15 protein-coding genes are annotated in these 16,725 nt (G+C 59.8%); 3 read left to right on the forward strand and 12 right to left on the reverse strand.

Annotated elements, in window-relative coordinates; genetic code table 11:
• Window positions 1–29 precede the first annotated feature (29 nt).
• Together lexA and ACIK7D_RS01025 are read left to right on the forward strand one after the other, a co-directional pair.
• Window positions 30–752, forward strand: coding sequence for a transcriptional repressor LexA (lexA, locus tag ACIK7D_RS01020; protein WP_080817110.1), 723 nt, complete (start codon window positions 30–32; stop codon window positions 750–752).
• Between the two features lie 440 nt (window positions 753–1,192).
• A complete protein-coding gene (locus tag ACIK7D_RS01025; protein ID WP_400155434.1) occupies window positions 1,193–1,870 on the forward strand; it encodes a glutathione S-transferase family protein in 678 nt (225 codons plus the stop codon).
• Between the two features lie 20 nt (window positions 1,871–1,890).
• Here the strand turns inward: ACIK7D_RS01025 and ACIK7D_RS01030 are convergent, their stop codons facing one another.
• The gene (locus ACIK7D_RS01030) at window positions 1,891–4,320 is read right to left on the reverse strand and encodes a ComEC/Rec2 family competence protein (RefSeq protein WP_400155996.1); all 2,430 of its coding nucleotides are present in this window, start codon (window positions 4,318–4,320) and stop codon (window positions 1,891–1,893) included.
• Window positions 4,321–4,627: 307 nt separating this feature from the next.
• Here ACIK7D_RS01030 and gltA point away from each other — a divergent pair, with 307 nt between their 5' ends.
• Window positions 4,628–5,917 carry a citrate synthase gene (gltA, locus tag ACIK7D_RS01035; protein WP_003502585.1) on the forward strand — a complete coding sequence of 430 codons (1,290 nt, stop codon included), beginning with the start codon at window positions 4,628–4,630 and terminating at the stop codon, window positions 5,915–5,917.
• 76 nt (window positions 5,918–5,993) lie between these two features.
• Here the strand turns inward: gltA and ACIK7D_RS01040 are convergent, their stop codons facing one another.
• From ACIK7D_RS01040 to bamA, 11 genes are all read right to left on the reverse strand, one after another.
• Complete coding sequence (locus tag ACIK7D_RS01040; protein ID WP_137003444.1) at window positions 5,994–6,728, reverse strand: amino acid ABC transporter ATP-binding protein; 735 nt, start codon at window positions 6,726–6,728, stop codon at window positions 5,994–5,996.
• Entirely contained in the window at window positions 6,706–7,365 is a 660-nt protein-coding gene (locus ACIK7D_RS01045) for an amino acid ABC transporter permease (RefSeq protein ID WP_080817113.1), read from the reverse strand. The genes ACIK7D_RS01040 and ACIK7D_RS01045 overlap by 23 nt, the downstream gene beginning before the upstream one ends.
• Window positions 7,362–8,033: an amino acid ABC transporter permease gene (locus tag ACIK7D_RS01050; protein ID WP_400155435.1), complete on the reverse strand. Its 672-nt coding sequence runs from the start codon at window positions 8,031–8,033 to the stop codon at window positions 7,362–7,364. The genes ACIK7D_RS01045 and ACIK7D_RS01050 overlap by 4 nt, the downstream gene beginning before the upstream one ends.
• Window positions 8,034–8,115: 82 nt before the next feature.
• On the reverse strand, window positions 8,116–8,901 hold the full coding sequence (locus tag ACIK7D_RS01055) for a transporter substrate-binding domain-containing protein (RefSeq protein ID WP_400155436.1): 786 nt from the start codon (window positions 8,899–8,901) through the stop codon (window positions 8,116–8,118).
• Window positions 8,902–8,907: 6 nt separating this feature from the next.
• Window positions 8,908–9,618: a GntR family transcriptional regulator gene (locus ACIK7D_RS01060; RefSeq protein WP_400155437.1), complete on the reverse strand. Its 711-nt coding sequence runs from the start codon at window positions 9,616–9,618 to the stop codon at window positions 8,908–8,910.
• Window positions 9,619–9,780: 162 nt separating this feature from the next.
• On the reverse strand, window positions 9,781–10,965 hold the full coding sequence (gene lpxB, locus ACIK7D_RS01065; RefSeq protein ID WP_400155438.1) for a lipid-A-disaccharide synthase: 1,185 nt from the start codon (window positions 10,963–10,965) through the stop codon (window positions 9,781–9,783).
• Between the two features lie 4 nt (window positions 10,966–10,969).
• Window positions 10,970–11,842 carry an LpxI family protein gene (locus tag ACIK7D_RS01070; RefSeq protein WP_400155439.1) on the reverse strand — a complete coding sequence of 291 codons (873 nt, stop codon included), beginning with the start codon at window positions 11,840–11,842 and terminating at the stop codon, window positions 10,970–10,972.
• 3 nt (window positions 11,843–11,845) lie between these two features.
• On the reverse strand, window positions 11,846–12,661 hold the full coding sequence (gene lpxA / locus ACIK7D_RS01075; RefSeq protein ID WP_080817118.1) for an acyl-ACP--UDP-N-acetylglucosamine O-acyltransferase: 816 nt from the start codon (window positions 12,659–12,661) through the stop codon (window positions 11,846–11,848).
• Window positions 12,658–13,125, reverse strand: coding sequence for a 3-hydroxyacyl-ACP dehydratase FabZ (fabZ, locus tag ACIK7D_RS01080; RefSeq protein ID WP_003521400.1), 468 nt, complete (start codon window positions 13,123–13,125; stop codon window positions 12,658–12,660). The genes lpxA and fabZ overlap by 4 nt, the downstream gene beginning before the upstream one ends.
• Complete coding sequence (lpxD, locus tag ACIK7D_RS01085; RefSeq protein ID WP_003521402.1) at window positions 13,118–14,185, reverse strand: UDP-3-O-(3-hydroxymyristoyl)glucosamine N-acyltransferase; 1,068 nt, start codon at window positions 14,183–14,185, stop codon at window positions 13,118–13,120. The genes fabZ and lpxD overlap by 8 nt, the downstream gene beginning before the upstream one ends.
• A 49-nt stretch (window positions 14,186–14,234) precedes the next feature.
• Entirely contained in the window at window positions 14,235–16,565 is a 2,331-nt protein-coding gene (gene bamA / locus ACIK7D_RS01090) for an outer membrane protein assembly factor BamA (protein WP_400155440.1), read from the reverse strand.
• Window positions 16,566–16,725 lie beyond the last annotated feature (160 nt).

The raw sequence follows: 16,725 nt of genomic DNA on the forward strand, positions 1-16,725 counted from the left end.
CAACGACGATTCTCAAGGGTGTTTTCCTCATGCTCACGCGCAAACAGCAGGAATTGCTTCTCTTCATTCATGAAAGAATGAAAGAGTCCGGCGTGCCGCCCTCCTTCGATGAAATGAAGGACGCACTCGATCTTGCCTCCAAATCCGGCATTCACCGGCTGATCACCGCACTCGAGGAGCGCGGTTTCATTCGCCGGCTACCTAACAGGGCGCGGGCGCTGGAAGTCATCAAGCTGCCCGAGGCCTATGCGCCGGGTGCAAGGCCGCAGCGCGGCTTCTCGCCGAGCGTCATCGAAGGCAGCCTCGGCAAGCCGAAGACGCCGGAGCCGGCCCCTGCCCAGAAGGCGCCCGCCAATGATTTCGCCGGCGCCGCCACCGTGCCGGTCATGGGCCGCATCGCCGCCGGTGTGCCGATTTCCGCCATCCAGAACAATACCCATGATGTAGCCGTGCCGGTCGACATGCTTGGCTCGGGCGAACATTACGCTCTGGAAGTCAAGGGCGACTCGATGATCGAGGCCGGCATTTTTGATGGCGATACCGTCATCATCCGCAACGGCAATACGGCCAATCCGGGCGATATCGTCGTAGCACTGGTGGATGACGAAGAAGCGACCCTGAAGCGTTTCCGCCGCAAGGGAGCCTCCATCGCTCTGGAAGCGGCCAATCCCGCCTATGAAACCCGCATCTTCGGACCGGACCGGGTGAAAATCCAGGGCAAGCTGGTTGGACTGATCCGCCGTTATCATTAATTGGCGGCCCGCCTTTTTTCGCTGGGGGCGTCATCGAGAGGATGGCGCTCCGTTTGAAGCATCTTGGCTTGTTCCCTGGAACAATGCGGCCCTGCGAAACTGAAAAGAGATCGTCCAGCGGACGGGCACATATTTGTCGTGAAATCTGGTTTGGGCTTTCATGCGAGATGTTTTCGTTGCGCTGCAGACTGCGGCAAAATGAGAGCCGGTTGAAATCAAGGAAATGAGCATCCTTCATTTCGTTGAGCAGGGATGCAGGTTACCAGTCTCGTTTGGGTGAGTTTCGCTCTCGTCTGCGGGCGGTGACGCGGGTTTGCTTCTTTCTCCCTTTCCTCACCTTCCCATTCATCAATGCGGCTTATGGGAGCCATGGATTATTTGCAATATTCCAAGGCCCATCCGCCGGTATAGAAATGCGCGTCATATCGGGGAAACACGTCATGTACGATCTTTATATCGCCAACAAGAACTACTCCTCATGGTCGCTGCGGCCCTGGGTATTGATGCGCACGCTCGGCATCGCCTTCGATGAAAAACTCGTTCCGTTCGGCGAAGGCGTTTCCTTCTCCACCTTCTCGCCGACCGGCAAGGTGCCCTGCCTTGTCGATGAGGGCGTGACGGTTTGGGAATCGCTGTCGATCGCCGAATATCTGGCGGAAAGACACCAGGGCGTCTGGGCGAGCGACAAGCAGGCACGGGCCTGGTCACGGTCGGCGGCGAGCGAAATGCATGCGGGCTTTTCCTCGCTGCGCAATCTCTACCCGATGTCCGTCGGTATTCGCGTAAAACCGAAGGGTGGCGATACCGGGCTTGTGGCCGATATAAAGCGCATCGATACGCTGTGGAGCGAAGGCCTCGCGAAATTCGGCGGGCCTTTTCTTGCCGGCCAGAAATTTACGGCGGTCGATGCCTTCTTCTGCCCGGTGGCATTTCGTTTCCAGACCTATGGCGCGGAACTTTCGCCTGCGGCGAAAGCCTATTGCGACCGACTGCTTTCCCTTCCCGCCATGCGCGAATGGTACGAGGCCGGGCTGAAGGAAGTCTGGCGCGATGCGGCGCATGAAGAGGAAATTAGCGGGATCGGCGAATTGACCGCGGATCTGCGCATCAAGGCCTGACGACCCATGCTGGCGGCACTTTATTGCGATGCCGCCAGCAACCGCATGACGGCATCAGGCACGTCGTGATCGAAACGGCCGCTTTTCCAGTCGTAATAGCGATGTTCGCTCCAGGGCCTGTCCATGCCGGCGATTGCGGCGCGCAGCCTGCCGATCGCCCCTGCCTGATCGCTGCCGGCGAAGTCCATTTCCAGCGAACCGATCCGTCGCAAGATATCGCGGTTCAGCAGAAGCGCGCCCGAACGGCATTGGGAAAAGGACGTTCTGCGGGAGACGATAACGATATCGGCAATATCGCAAGCCTTTCCGGCAAAGCGGCCGTCTTCCAGAACGATGATCCATTCGCCGCTTCCCGCGCGCGCAACGCACCATATGCCTTTGCTGCAGGTGAAAACACCGGGCTCGGCGTCTCTCAGGGCCGCTGTCATCTGCCGTGCAACCGCGCTCATCTCCTGCGGATCAAGCTTCGCCTTCGGGGCCAAAGCCACGGTTTTTGCCGTGGCCTCCGTCTTTAGAAAGACTGGCGGCACAGGCTGTTCCGGCAAAAGCAGCGCCCTTTGCCACTGGCCATAAACGAAACCCTGCGGCTGGGCCTTCGTCGTATAGGCTTTGCCGTCCTCCAGCAGCGCCACAAGCTCGCCATCCTCGTGAACAAGCAGGTCGGGCGGATCGCGATAGGCCGTGGCGGACGACAGGCCGAAGGCGAGGAGCAGAAGCGGCATGCCCAGAAGCGCAAGCCGGCTGCGCAGCAATGTCAGCAGCAGAAAACCGGCCGAGGCGAGCCCCAGAAACCACCCGTGTGGCCGGCCCGTCGCAGCGCTTCCGCCCCAGGACGCCACCTCCTGCGCAACCTCGATGACGAGGGCCATGCCGTATCCCATGACCTTCAGGAATGGTGCGTCGAGCCCGAAAGGCATCAGCAGCATGGCGACAAGGCCGAAAGGCATGACAATCAGCGACATCAGCGGCATGGCAGCCAGATTGGCGAAAAGTCCATAGGTGGTGACACGCTGAAAATGCTCGACCGAATAGATCGCCGTCGAAAGACCGCCGATCAGCGACGTCGTGATGACGCCGCCGATGATGGCGCCCGCCGTTTGCGCCACCGTCATCCATGCCGGTTTGCGCCCGATGAACAGACGCTCGCGGTCGACACGCCAGCGGCTCCAGGCCGCAAAGGAGGCGACGAGCGCGATGGTCGCGGCAAAAGACATCTGAAAGCTCGGGCCCATGATTTCCGAAGGCGAAAAAGCGAGAATGACCAAAGCGGAAAGCGCGACATTCCTGAGGCTGAGCGAGGGTTGATCGAACAGCACCGCGATCAGCATCACCGACATCATCAGCCAGGCGCGTTCAGCCGAAACTGCGAAGCCTGAAATCAGGTAATAGGCAAGCGTCATCAGGAGTGCGGCGAAAGCCGAAATCTTCTTCACGGGCCAGCGCTGCGCAAATGCCGGAAAAAGACTGAAGGCAAGCCTCAGCCCCACGAAGAATATGCCCGACGCCAGCGCCATGTTGAGCCCGGATATGGCGACGATATGGGCAAGGCCGGAGAGCCGCAACGCTTCCATCGTTTCGGCGGATATGGCCTGTCTCTCATCGGTGACGATGGAGGCGGCGAAGGCTCCCGCATCGCCACCGATGGTGTTGCGGATGCGTTCGGCAATGGCGGTGCGAAGGCCATAGAGCCGCATGTCGGCCCATTCCAGCCAGTCCGTCTTAGCGTCAATGCCGGGTGAAGTGAGCGTCTGTGGCGGCTTATAGAAGAATCCGGTCGCGCCTATGCCCCTGAAATAGGAGGCGAAGGCGAAATCATTGAGCCCCGGCAAGGCCGGGCCGGATGGCGGCGAGAGCCGCGCCTTGCCACGAATGGTCGCGCCGAGTGCGGCGGGCTCGCCTCCCCCGCGTGACAGGAGCGAGACCTTGCCCGGCGGGCGTGACAATGCCGGCGCTTCCGTCGCGGTGAGTTGCACCACATATCGCCAGTCCCCGCGCGCATCCACCTCGCGGCGTGTCACCGTGCCGGTAATGGTGGTGGTAACGGGCGTATCCAGCACCACCGTTCCCGCACGCCACGTTTCGACGCTGGCGAAAAGCATGCCCAGCAAAAGCAGCGCAAAAATGCCGCAGGCCGTCGCTGCGAAGCCCGAGCGATATTTCGCGAATAACGCCAGACCGGCGGCGATGAGACATGTGATCGCCAGAACGGAGAATGAAGACGAGGTGTCGAGGGAAAACCAGAGGATCGCACCGCCGCCGATGAAAACCGGAACGAAAAGAAAATCGTGACCGAATGCGCGCTCCTCGGCAAAGCATGCGGCGATTTTTTGAGAGGCGACAGTTCGCAGGTTCGGCTTGCCGGCAAGGGCGGGCGTATCATATGTCGCGATATCGCCGGTTCTGCGAAGCGGATAAAGGATTTCCGCCGTGCCGGGCAAATCGCCCTGCATCGTTTCGGCATATCTGAAATGCTGTTTTTCCCCTTGACCGAGCAATCCGCGCCGCGCCCCTGCCGCACCGGGAACAGGTTTGCAGGCGGATGCGAGGGATTGCAATCCTTTCCTTTAACCCTGCGTTGACTGAGATTGAATTGCCATCGCCGGGAAAGACGAAAGCAAGGCAATTGCGTTTGCCGCAATGCACAATTTGACCTTTGGATAGCTTGGCATCTGCGCAAGGATCATATAGCTAATCGGTAGACGCTTAACCGCGGGGCGTGTCTCAACGCCCCCACCCGCATGTTTTCGGAGGATCAGTATGACGGAAAAAAGCGCTACAGTGACACTTGGCGAAAAGCAGGTCGAACTCCCGGTCAGGGAAGGCACGATCGGACCAAGCGTCGTCGATATCGCCACGCTGTACAAGCACACGGGCTCTTTCACTTATGACCCGGGTTTCACGTCGACAGCCTCCTGCGAATCCAAGATCACCTATATCGACGGTGACGAGGGCGTTCTGCTGCATCGTGGCTTCCCCATCGAGCAGCTCGCCGAACAGGGCGACTTCCTGGAAACCTGCTATCTGCTGCTTTACGGCGAACTGCCGACCGCGGCTCAGAAGAAGGACTTCGACACCCGCGTCACGCGCCACACCATGGTGCATGAGCAGATGAGCCGCTTCTTCACCGGCTACCGTCGCGATGCGCATCCGATGGCCGTCATGTGCGGCACGGTAGGCGCCCTCTCTGCCTTCTATCACGACTCGACCGACATTACCGATCCGCACCAGCGCATGGTCGCTTCGCTGCGCATGATCGCCAAGATGCCGACGATCGCCGCCATGGCGTACAAGTACCATATCGGCCAGCCCTTCGTTTACCCGAAGAACGACCTCGATTACGCCTCCAACTTCCTGCACATGTGCTTTGCCGTGCCCTGCGAGGATTACAAGGTCGACCCGGTTCTGGCCCGCGCCATGGACCGCATCTTCATCCTGCATGCCGATCACGAGCAGAACGCTTCCACCTCCACGGTGCGTCTTGCCGGTTCTTCGGGTGCGAACCCGTTCGCCTGTATCGCGGCTGGCATTGCCTGCCTCTGGGGCCCGGCTCACGGCGGCGCCAACGAAGCGGCGCTCAACATGCTCAACGAAATCGGCACGGTTGATCGCATTCCGGAATATATCGCCCGCGCCAAGGACAAGAACGACCCGTTCCGCCTGATGGGCTTTGGTCACCGCGTCTACAAGAACTACGACCCGCGCGCCAAGATCATGCAGAAGACGATGTACGAAGTGCTGGAAGCCACCGGCAACTCCGACGATCCGATCATGCAGGTCGCGCTGGAGCTGGAAAAGATCGCCCTTTCCGACCCCTACTTCGTCGAAAAGAAGCTTTATCCGAATGTCGACTTCTATTCGGGCATCACGCTGAAAGCGCTCGGCTTCCCCACGACCATGTTCACCGTTCTCTTCGCTCTTGCCCGCACCGTCGGCTGGATCGCACAGTGGAACGAAATGATCGAAGATCCGCAGCAGCGCATCGGCCGTCCGCGCCAGCTCTATACGGGCGCCGGCAAGCGCGACTACGTTCCGGTTTCCAAGCGCTAAGCCGCGAAACCCTATAAGATCAAAGGCCGGCGGGTTTTCACCCGCCGGCCTTTTTTGTTGGGCGTCGGAATAGTTCTCAGTGGCGTGCCGCAACGCCCAGGAACTGCTTGAGTTCGGGTGTCGCGGGATTGGAAAACACCTCTTCCGGCGGGCCAATTTCATGTACCCTGCCCTCATGCATGAAAACGACGCGGGAGCAGACGTCGCGCGCAAATTTCATTTCATGCGTCACCATCAGGAGCGTCATGCCTTCAGCGGCGAGTTCACGAACGACAGCCAGCACTTCCGCAACCAGTTCGGGATCGAGAGCCGAGGTGATCTCATCGCAGAGCAGCGCGATCGGCTGCATGGCAAGCGCACGGGCAATGGCGACGCGCTGCTGCTGGCCGCCGGACAATTCATCGGGATAGGCATCGAACTTATGCACCAGCCCGACACGTTCCAGCATCTTGCGGGCTACGGCTTCAGCTTCCGGCTTTGGGGTCTTCTTCACCACGGTCTGCGACAGCATGACGTTGCCGCCGACGGTCTGGTGCGGGAAGAGGTTGAACTGCTGGAAGATCATGCCGACCTTCAGCCGCAGGGCTTTCAGATGCAGATCGTCTTCGAGAAGCTGCGCGCCTGCGACCGATATGGAACCGGCCGAAATAGTCTCCAGCCCGTTGATGCAGCGAAGCAGGGTCGATTTGCCGGATCCACTCTTGCCGATGATGGCGATAACCTCACCGGGCTCCACATCGAGGTTGATGCCCTTCAGAACCTCGTTGCTGCCATAGCTTTTGCGGACTTCAGTGATTTCGATGAGCGACATTGAGCTTCCTTTCGAGGATCTGGCTGCTCTTGGACAGCGGCCAGCACAGCGCGAAATAGATGAGGGCGACGAGGCCATAAACGGTGAAGGGCTGGAAGGTGGCGTTGGTGACGACCGTGCCGGCCTTGGACAGTTCCACGAAACCGATGATCGAGGTCACGGCCGTTCCCTTGATGACCTGCACGAAGAAACCGACGGTTGGCGGAATGGCGACCCGCATGGCCTGCGGCAGGATGACGTAACGCATCTGCTGCAGGCGTCCCATGGCAAGGCTTGCCGATGCCTCCCACTGGCCTTTCGCGACGGATTCGACACAGCCGCGCCAAATTTCGGTGAGGAAGGCAGCTGCCCACAGGATCAGCGTCAGGCCCGCCGCCAGCCAGGCCGGCACATCGATGCCGAACAGGCCGAGGCCAAAAAAGGCGATGAAGAGCTGCATCAAAAGCGGCGTGCCCTGAAAAAGCTCGACATAATAGCGTGCGAAAGCCCGCATCGATTTTTTCCGGGAAATGCGCATGAACAGCAGAAGCAGCGCCACCATGCCGCCACCCGCAAAGGAGACGAGCGAGAGCAACACCGTCCAGCGCGTGGCGAGCAGCAGGTTTCTGAGAATATCCCAGGTGGAGAATTCGATCATCGGACACTCCTGCGCGGAAATATGAGGTTGCCGCCCATGACCAGCACCTGCCGGAGAAGGACGGCGAGCACGAGATAGATGACGGTGGAGACCATATAGGCCTCGAAGGCGCGGAAGGTGCGCGACTGGATGAAATTGGCCGCGAAAGTCAAATCTTCGGCGGCAATCTGCGATACGACCGACGAGCCGAGCATGACGATCACCACCTGAGAGGAAAGCGCCGGCCATATTCGTTGCAGTGAGGGCACCAGCACCACATGCCGGAAGGTTTCGAAACGGGTCATGGCAAGGCTTGCCCCCGCCTCGAACTGTCCCTTCGGCGTTGCCTGAATACCCGCGCGGATGATTTCGCAACTATAGGCCCCGAGATTGACCACCATGGCGATGTTGGCGGCGGTCAGTTCCGACAATTGCAGGCCAAGCGACGGCAGGCCGAAAAAGATAAAAAACAATTGTATGAGGAATGGCGTATTGCGAATGAGCTCCACATAGGTCGCGACTGGCGGCCGCAGCCATTTGGGCCCGAGCGCGCGCACCCAGGCGCAGACAATGCCGAGTGCGATGCCGAGAACGCCGCCGATGGCAATCAATTCCAGCGTAACGGCGATGCCCTTGGCGATCTGCGGATAATAGTCGAGAAGCCATTCAAAATCGAATGTGTATTTCACCCGATGCTTCCTTTCGGCGAGGACAAACCATGCGCCGGTCCCGCCTTAAGGCGAGGCCGGGGCATGTATTTTGCCGGGTTGCTCAGAGATCCTTGGGCAGGTCGGTTTTCAACCATTTCTGCGCGATCGTGTTCAGCGAACCATCGGTCTTTGCGGTGGCGATGATGGTGTTGACCTTCTCCAGCAGCGCCGGCTGTTCCTTGTTCAAGCCGATATAGCAGGGCGAATTCTTGATCAGGAACTTCAGCTCGGGGCGCTTTGGCGGGTTCTTGGCGAGAATGGCGGCGGCCACGACGTTACCCGTGGCCACGGCTTCCACCTGACCGGCGAGGAAGGCGGAGATCGTGCCGTTATTGTCCTCATAACGCTTGATCGTCGTATCGGCAGGCGCCACCTTCGTCAGCTCCAGATCCTCGACGGCGCCACGGGTGACACCGATGGTCTTGCCGGACAAATCTTCCGCTTTGGCCACGGCAACCGAATCCGGAGCGAACACGCCGTTGAAGAAAGGCGCATAGGCGGTGGAGAAGTCGATGACCTTTTCACGGTCCGGGTTCTTGCCGAGGCTCGAAATGACGAGATCGACCTTGTTGGTCTGCAGATAGGGAACGCGGTTGGCGCTGGTTACCGGCACGAGTTCGACCTTCACGCCCAGCTTCTCGCCGATCAGATTAGCGACGTCGATATCATAGCCCTGCGGGGCCATATCCGTGCCGACGCTGCCGAAGGGCGGGAAATCCTGCGGGACGGCAACGCGGATCGTGCCGCGGGAGGTGATATCACCGAGCGCATCTGCAAAGGCTGCGGGCGAAAAACCGAGCGTTGCGGAAATCGCGGCGATGGCAAGCAATGAACGTCTGGAAATCATTGGGAATTACTCCTTGTGGCTTGGGGAAAGAGGCTGAAGTGAAAGGGAATTGCGAAGCTCGTAGAGCGGGTCCGGCCTGCGGGTGAGGTCGAGACCGGTTTCGACTTCATCGAGATGGCGGATGGCGAGTTCGGCGGCGCCATGGAAATCGGCAGCCTTGATCGCTTCGAAGATGCGGCAATGTCCGTCATGCGATTGCTGCGCATGGAAATCGGACTGATAGAGCATGGAGATGAGGATGGTTCTGGCTGTCAGGTCGCGCAGCGTTTCGACGATGATGTCGTTGCCGGCGATTTCAGCGATGCGAATGTGGAAATCGCCCATCAGGCAGGTCAGGCGCTGGCGATCGCCTTTGGCAATCGCCGCCTTCTCCTCATCGAGATGATCAGCGAGGATGGCGATACCTTCGGCGCTGACGCCGGAAAGATTGCGCAGGAGGCCATATTCGATGATGCGCCGTGCTTCATAGACCTTGATGGATTCTTCGGCGGAAGGCTCCACCACGAACCAGCCGCGGCGCGGACTGACGGTGACGATGCCGCGCGTCTCCAGCCGCATCATCGCTTCGCGAATGCGCGTACGTGACACGCTGAAAAGGCTGGCGAGCTGGTTCTCGCTGAGGCGGGTTCCCGGACGGATGCGCGCGGAAAGGATGCCGGAGATGATGGCGTCTTCCACCGCGCTCTGGGCGCTTTCTGATGTATGGCTATCTTGCATACAAGATTGAAAGCAAGAGGTGTGCCAGACGAAAATTTATGGGCCGGGAGCCGTCTGACGGTCGGCCGTTTGCCGCGCTAACGATCAAATGCAGTAAAATCGCGCCCTCGCCTGCCTGCATCGGCAGCAGGACGGCAGCTCGTGGGAGAAGGGCTTATCTGATTATTGCGAGGGACGAGCTTTGCTCTTCAGGACATCCAGAAGAATGCGCGCACCGGTTTCGCCCGGAGGCACATCCGTATGCAAACGCTGCTGCACGAGCGCATAACCTTCGAGCATCGCCTGCCGCTCAATGGTGTCGGAAGACAGACGCTCGGCCCAGCGCAGCATCGAACCTGCCCTTACCACCTCATTGAAATATTCCGGCACGACGGCGTAATCGGCAATCAGGTTCGGTAGCGCGCCGGTCCAGGTCTTCACCCGCTTGCTCAGCATGGTGAAAATCCAGTCGGTCTTGTAGACCGAGATCGTCGGTACGCCCGCTAGTGCGAGTTCCAGAATGACCGTCCCGGAAGCGGCGATGGCCGCATCGGCTTCAGCAAAGGCATTCCATTTGAAAGCGGAATCGATACCGATTTCGGGCCTGATATCCTCCGGCCATGACGCAGCCAGTTCGCGGATGCGTTTTTCCTGACGCGGCACGGTGGGCAACAGGAACCGCGTCGGACCGTTGCGCTCCACAAAAGCTCTCGCCGCCGCCTGAAACGGCTCCATCAGCCGCGTCGTTTCAGTGGAGCGCGACCCTGGCAGGAGGAGAATGGACTTCGGTTCGCCATCCGCCGGCAGAGAACGTTCCGCCCGCTTTTGACGTACCGCCAGCACCTCGGGATCGACGCTGAGGCGATGACCGACAAAGGTGGTCGGCGGGCCGCCGAGACGTTGCATGGCTTCCGGCTCGAAGGGCAGCAGAGCCAGCACGTGATCGACATAGGAGAGCATCGCGGTGGCGCGGTATTCCTTCCACGCCCAGACGCTGGGGCAGACGTAATTGACGACCGGCAGAGGCGGCAATTGCCGCCGGACTTTTTTCGCAACGCGATGGGTGAAATCCGGGCTGTCGATAATCAGCAGAATATCGGGCTTTGCGGCGGCGATTGCCTGAGCGGTCTGGTTGATCCGCGCAATGAGCTTCGGCAGTTTTTTCAGAACCTGCGTGAAGCCCATGATGGAGAGTTCGGAATAGTCGAACAGGGAAACCAGTCCCTGCGCTTCCAGCGCCTCGCCGCCGACACCCACCAGCTCGACAGGCCCCGTATATTGGGCCTTGAGCGAGCGGATCAGATCCGCACCCAGAAGATCGCCGGATACTTCCCCGGCTATGACCGCCACTTTTAATGCCGCTGTCATCCGATCAAGTCTCCCCCATCATGTCTCCACTGAGTGACGTATCGATACCGCAGACGAATATGCCCGCCTCATCGGCCGCTTTCAACATCGCCTCGCGATCGAGCACCAGCGCCCGCCCGGCTTCGACGGCGATACCCGCCAGCCCGGCCTTTCGCGCATTCTCCACCGTTTCCACACCGATTGTCGGCAGGTCGGCGCGCACATCCTGCTGCGGCTTGCACAGCTTTACGAGCACACCCCTGCGGCGCGGGGATATCCGTCCTTCGGCGCGCAATGCCGCGACGCGCGCCAGCATGGCATCCGTGCCCTCGACGCCTTCCAGCGCGACGATACGGCCACCGACGGCGACGGCGCCCTGCCCCACATCGAGCTTGCCGAGTGCGAGCGCGGCTTCAGCCGCCTTGCGTATATCGCGCAGATCATCCTCGGCAGGTTTTTGCGCACCGAAGGGGCCTATCGCGGCCAGCAGGCCGGGGGCGATCTCATGAGCGCCGATGACTTTTGCGCCAAGCGTGCCGATGATCTTGATGACCATCTGCAGAACGGCGTCGTCGCCGCTCGACAGCAGCGTCCTGACAATCGAAGGCAATTTGAGCAGGATGCCGACTGTAGGGCGGATCTCGCGCCATTCCGGCCGCCGCGCCACACCACCGGACAGCACGACACGGTCTACCCGGTTTTCGCGCAGCAGACGGCCTAGCCCGGCGACATCGCCGACACTGATGACGGCATTGTCGAAACCGCTCCAGTCGAAACGGGAATCGTCGCGCAGGCGCACGATGAAAGGGTTCTCGCCCATCTCACGGGCGGCGGCCGCCACATAAAGCGGCAGCTGGCCGCTGCCGGCCACAATGGCGAGACGCCCGCCGCCTGTCACGGCTCACTTGCCCCGGTTGGGCGAAGAGATTGCACGGTCGGTGCCTGCGCCAATGAAATCGATGATCTCGAGCGCCTGCGGGCAATCCAGATAGTCGTTACGGTCGATTGCCGCCGCATTGCCGCGGATCGTGCCCTCAGCCTCGAAAATCGCCTTGTAGACGCGTCTGACCTTGTGGATATCGGCGCGCTCGATGCCGGCACGGGTCATGCCGACGACGTTCAGGCCGCCGAGAATGCCGGGATTGCCATTCAGCATGCCATAGGGAATGACATCGTAATTGACCGCCGAAAGTCCGCCGATAAAGGCCTGGCGGCCGATGCGGGTGAACTGGTGCACGGCACAACCGCCGCCGAGAATAGCGCGGTCCTCAATGGTGACATGGCCCGCCAGCATCACATTGTTGGACAGGACGATGTGGCTGCCGAGGCGGCAATCATGCGCCACATGCGAATTGGCAAGGAAGAGATTATCGTCACCGATAATGGTCTTGCTGCTGCCATCGGAACTGCCGGCGTTCATCGTCACGCCTTCACGCATGATGCAGCGCTCACCGATCTCGAGGGTTGTTTCCGAACCGTCGTGGCGAATTGCCTGCGGCGTGCCGCCGATGACCGCCATGGGATGGACGACCGAACCACGGCCGATCACGGTCAGGCCGGAAACAACGGCGTGATTGTGCAACTGGACATCGTCATGCAGCGTGACTTTCGCGCCAACATAACTCAGCGCACCAATGACGACATTTTCACCGATCACCGCGCCGTCTTCGATCACGGCGCTCGGGTGAATTCTGGCCGAGGCGGCAATCGTGCTCATTGCTGATCCTCGGGGATCATCATGGCGCCGACATCGGCCTCCGCCACCAGCGCGCCGTCCACCTTCGCTTCGCAATGGAATTTGAAGACATTGCCGCGCTGACGCTGCTTGACGACATGGATTTCCAGACGATCGCCGGGGATTACGGGTTTGCGGAACCGCGCATTGTCGATTGTCATGAAGTAAACCAGGTGACCGCCCTCACCCTGGCTGCGAGCGCAGATCGCGCCTGCCGTCTGGGCCATGGCCTCGACGATCAGAACGCCCGGCATGATCGGCCGGTCCGGGAAGTGACCGGTGAAATGCGGTTCATTGACCGTCACGTTCTTGATGCCAATCGCCGAGTTGTTACCGTCGATCTCGATGATCTTGTCGATCAGCAGGAATGGGTAACGATGCGGCAGAAGCTTCATGACTTCCAGAATGTCAGCCGCGCCGAGCGCCGTCTTCGTTTCTTCAGTCATTGTTTTTCTCTCCTGTTTTTTTATCACGCCCTTCAGCGCGTGCCAGAATTTCGGCCATGTCGCGCAGGAAATATTTCATCGGACGCGCGGGCGTGCCGCCATAACGGGCGCCCGCCGGCACGTCCGCCACAACGCCGCTCATCGCCGCGATCTGTACGCCGTCGCCAATGTTGATATGGCCGTTGATGCCGGCCGCGCCGCCAATCATCACACCGTCGCCGATGCGGGTGCTGCCCGCAATGCCGACCTTGCTGACGATGCCGCAATGGCGGCCGATGCGGACGTTGTGGCCGATCTGGACCTGATTGTCGATCTTGGTGCCTTCGCCGATGACCGTGTCATCCATGGTGCCGCGATCGATCGTGGTGTTGGCGCCAATCTCGACATTGTCCTGAATGATGACCCGGCCGATCTGCACGATCTTCAGCATGCCGCGCGGACCGGGCGCATAACCGAAACCGTCCTGACCGATGCGCGCGCCGTTATGGATAATCACATTATTGCCGATGAGGGCTGCAAGAACGCTTGCGCCGCCGGCAATAGTGCAATCGCGCCCGATCTGCACGTCCTGCCCGATGATGACGCCGGGACCGATCCGAGTGCCCGCGCCGATATGGGCGCCAGCTCCAATCACGGCAAGAGACTCGACGATGACGCCCGCCTCCAGCTTCGCGGATGGATCGACATGCGCAGCATGGGAAATTTCAGCTTCCATACGCGCAATCGGACCAGGCCGCATGGCGGAAGGATGCAGCAAGGCACCAACCTGCGCAAAAAGCGTGTGCGGGTTTTTCGATATCAGCGCAGGGGTGTGAGACGGAAGCATGTCTACAAGTGCGGCGTCACAAATGACGGCGCCAGCATCGCAGGTCTGCAGCTCATCGCGGTTCTTGCGCGAAAGAATATAGCAGAGCTGATCGGGTTTTGCCCGGTAGACCGGCGCAACGGACCGAATGATCCGCTCTCCCGCCGCGTCATCAGACAGTTCCGCCCCAAAACGGTCTGCGATATCTTTCAATCGCAGTCCCTCGTGGGGCGGAAAAAAGGCGTTGTATTCCATCAGCCGGAAACTCCAGAACGTTCAAAGTTGCAGTTCTGGACTGCCGATATCAGAAAGTGTTGGACATGCCAAACCGGAAACGCTGTTCCTCGTCGTAGTCTTCCTTGGCGAAAGGCACGGCGTAGTCGACGCGGATCGGACCGAAGGGCGACGCCCACATCACGCCGATACCGGCAGATGCGCGGATGGAGTTGTCGTCCTGCAGAGTTTCCCCAGCACCGATCTTAACTTTGTTGCCATAGAGCGTGCCGGCATCCACGAAGCCAGCAAGACGCAGGCCGAAATCTTCCGGAACGCCAGGCATCGGAGCCGAGACTTCAGCAGAAGCGGCGAAATAGGTCGTGCCGCCGATGGAGTCGGAACCGATGCGCGGACCGATACCATCGTTCTTGAAGCCGCGAACCTGACGACCGCCGAACTTGAACTGATCGAAGACGAGCAGATTGTCACCCGTCGGCAGCACATGGCCGGCCTGGCCGGTCAGCGAGCCGATGACATCGTACTCATCGGAAAGCGTGTAGAAGAAGCGAGCCTTGGCGTAAATCTTGTAATATTCGGAATCGCCGCCGAGACCTGCAAATTCGTTCGTCAGAGCAGCCTGCCAGCCTTCGCGCGGCATGTTGCGGTCATCGAGCGTATTGTAGTTCAGCGTGTTCGAAATGATGGACTGCGTCCAGTCACCGCCACGGATCAAGTCCTTGTAGGGCCCGGCCAAGTTGCTGCCGGTTTCCCAGTCGCCCTCACCGTCATAATTGAGCTGCTTGTAGGTGTACTTGAACGTCGTCGAGAGGTCCTCGGTGATCGGCGCGGTAACGCGCAGCGAGAAGCCCTGCTCGTCGTAGTCATAATAGTCTTCGCTGCGGCTCTGGCTCTTGAACAGGTCGAAACCTGCGGCAAGACGGTATCCGAGGAAATAGGGTTCCGTGAAGGACAGCGTATAGCTGCGCGCATCATCTTCACCCGCACCGGCGGCGAGACGGATGTACTGGCCGCGACCAAGGAAGTTCTTTTCTTCGATGGAGGCTTCGAGCAGCACACCGTCGTTCTGCGAATAGCCGGCACCGATACCGAACGAACCCGTCGACTGATCTTCTACGTCGACAACGATGACGACGCGGTCAGGCGCGCTGCCGCCCGCGGTCGAAATATTGACCTTCGAGAAATAGCCGAGCGCTTCGAGACGGCGCTTTGCAGCCGTGATGACCGTTTGGTTGAACGCATCGCCTTCGGAAATATCGAACTCGCGACGAATGACATAGTCACGCGTACGGGTGTTGCCGCGGATTTCGATACGCTCGACATAGGCGCGCTCGCCCTGGTCGACGATATAGGTCACACCGATGGTGTTGCCAGCCATGTCGCGGTCGCCGCGCGGCGTTACGCGGGCAAAGGGATAACCTTCGCCGGCCACGCGCTTGGAAATCGCTTCCATGCTCTGCTGCACTTCCTTGGCGCTGTAGCTTCCGCCCTGGTGGGTTTCCACGAGGCCCTGAAGTTCCGAGCCGTCGACGCCCGGAACGGTCGATTCGACCGCGACGTTGCCGAAGTTGTAACGCTGACCTTCATCGACCGTGATGGAGATGGTGTATTCGTTCTTGGACTCGTCCAGCACAGCCTCGGAGGACACGACACGGAAGTCGGCATAACCGCGGTTGTAGTAGAACTGGCGCAGCGCCTCTTCGTCGGCGCGCAGCTTGTCCTCGTTGTAGACGTCCTTACGCGTCAGGAACGACAGCATGTTGGACTTCTTGGTATTGATGACGGCGGCCAGACGACCATCGCTATAGGCATTGTTGCCGACGAAATCGATACGTCCGATCTTCGTGCGTTCGCCTTCATTGATGACGAAAGCAATGTTCACACGGCCCTGACCGACGGAAACGGTCTGCGTGGTGACTTCAACATCGCTACGGCCGATGGCGGCGTAGGCTTCCTTGATGCGGGCGATATCCGCCGTCACGATGGCCTGATTGAACGGGCCGAGGGACTGGGTCTGCACGACGCCGGCGAGCTTGTCGTCCTTGATCTTGCGGTTACCGTTGAAGACCACCTGGTTGACGAGCTGGTTCTCATTGACGGTCACGACCAGCGTGCTGCCGGAAACGCGCATGGAAACATTCGAGAAGTAACCGGTGGCGTAAAGACGCTTCACCGATTCATCGATGTCCGAATTGGAAAAGTTCTTACCCGGCGCAATGGTGATGTTGGAACGCACGGAGTCCGCACCGGACCTGTCGGCCCCGCGAACATCGATCCTGCTGATGACGGCCGCATTTGCAGCGCCAGCAGAGGCAAGCACGCCAAGGCCCGCAACCGAAGCAACACCGGCAGACAGAGCAACCGCCGACACAGCGTTCAAAAATCTTGAACCAGCCTTCATTTCAATTCTTACCTTTTTACGTTGTCCCTCAGCGGGCGGAACCCGACTCCGGCCATGTGCGTCGTTTTACCTGCTTTTCCCCTACAAGCAAGCGCGAACGTTAAATTCTGTTTACTTCGTGCTCCAGAGTGGCTCATTCGCCACTTCGGCATAAAAACAA

This window comes from Agrobacterium sp. P15N1-A, assembly GCF_044626815.1.
Classification (GTDB): Bacteria; Pseudomonadota; Alphaproteobacteria; order Rhizobiales; family Rhizobiaceae; genus Agrobacterium; species Agrobacterium leguminum.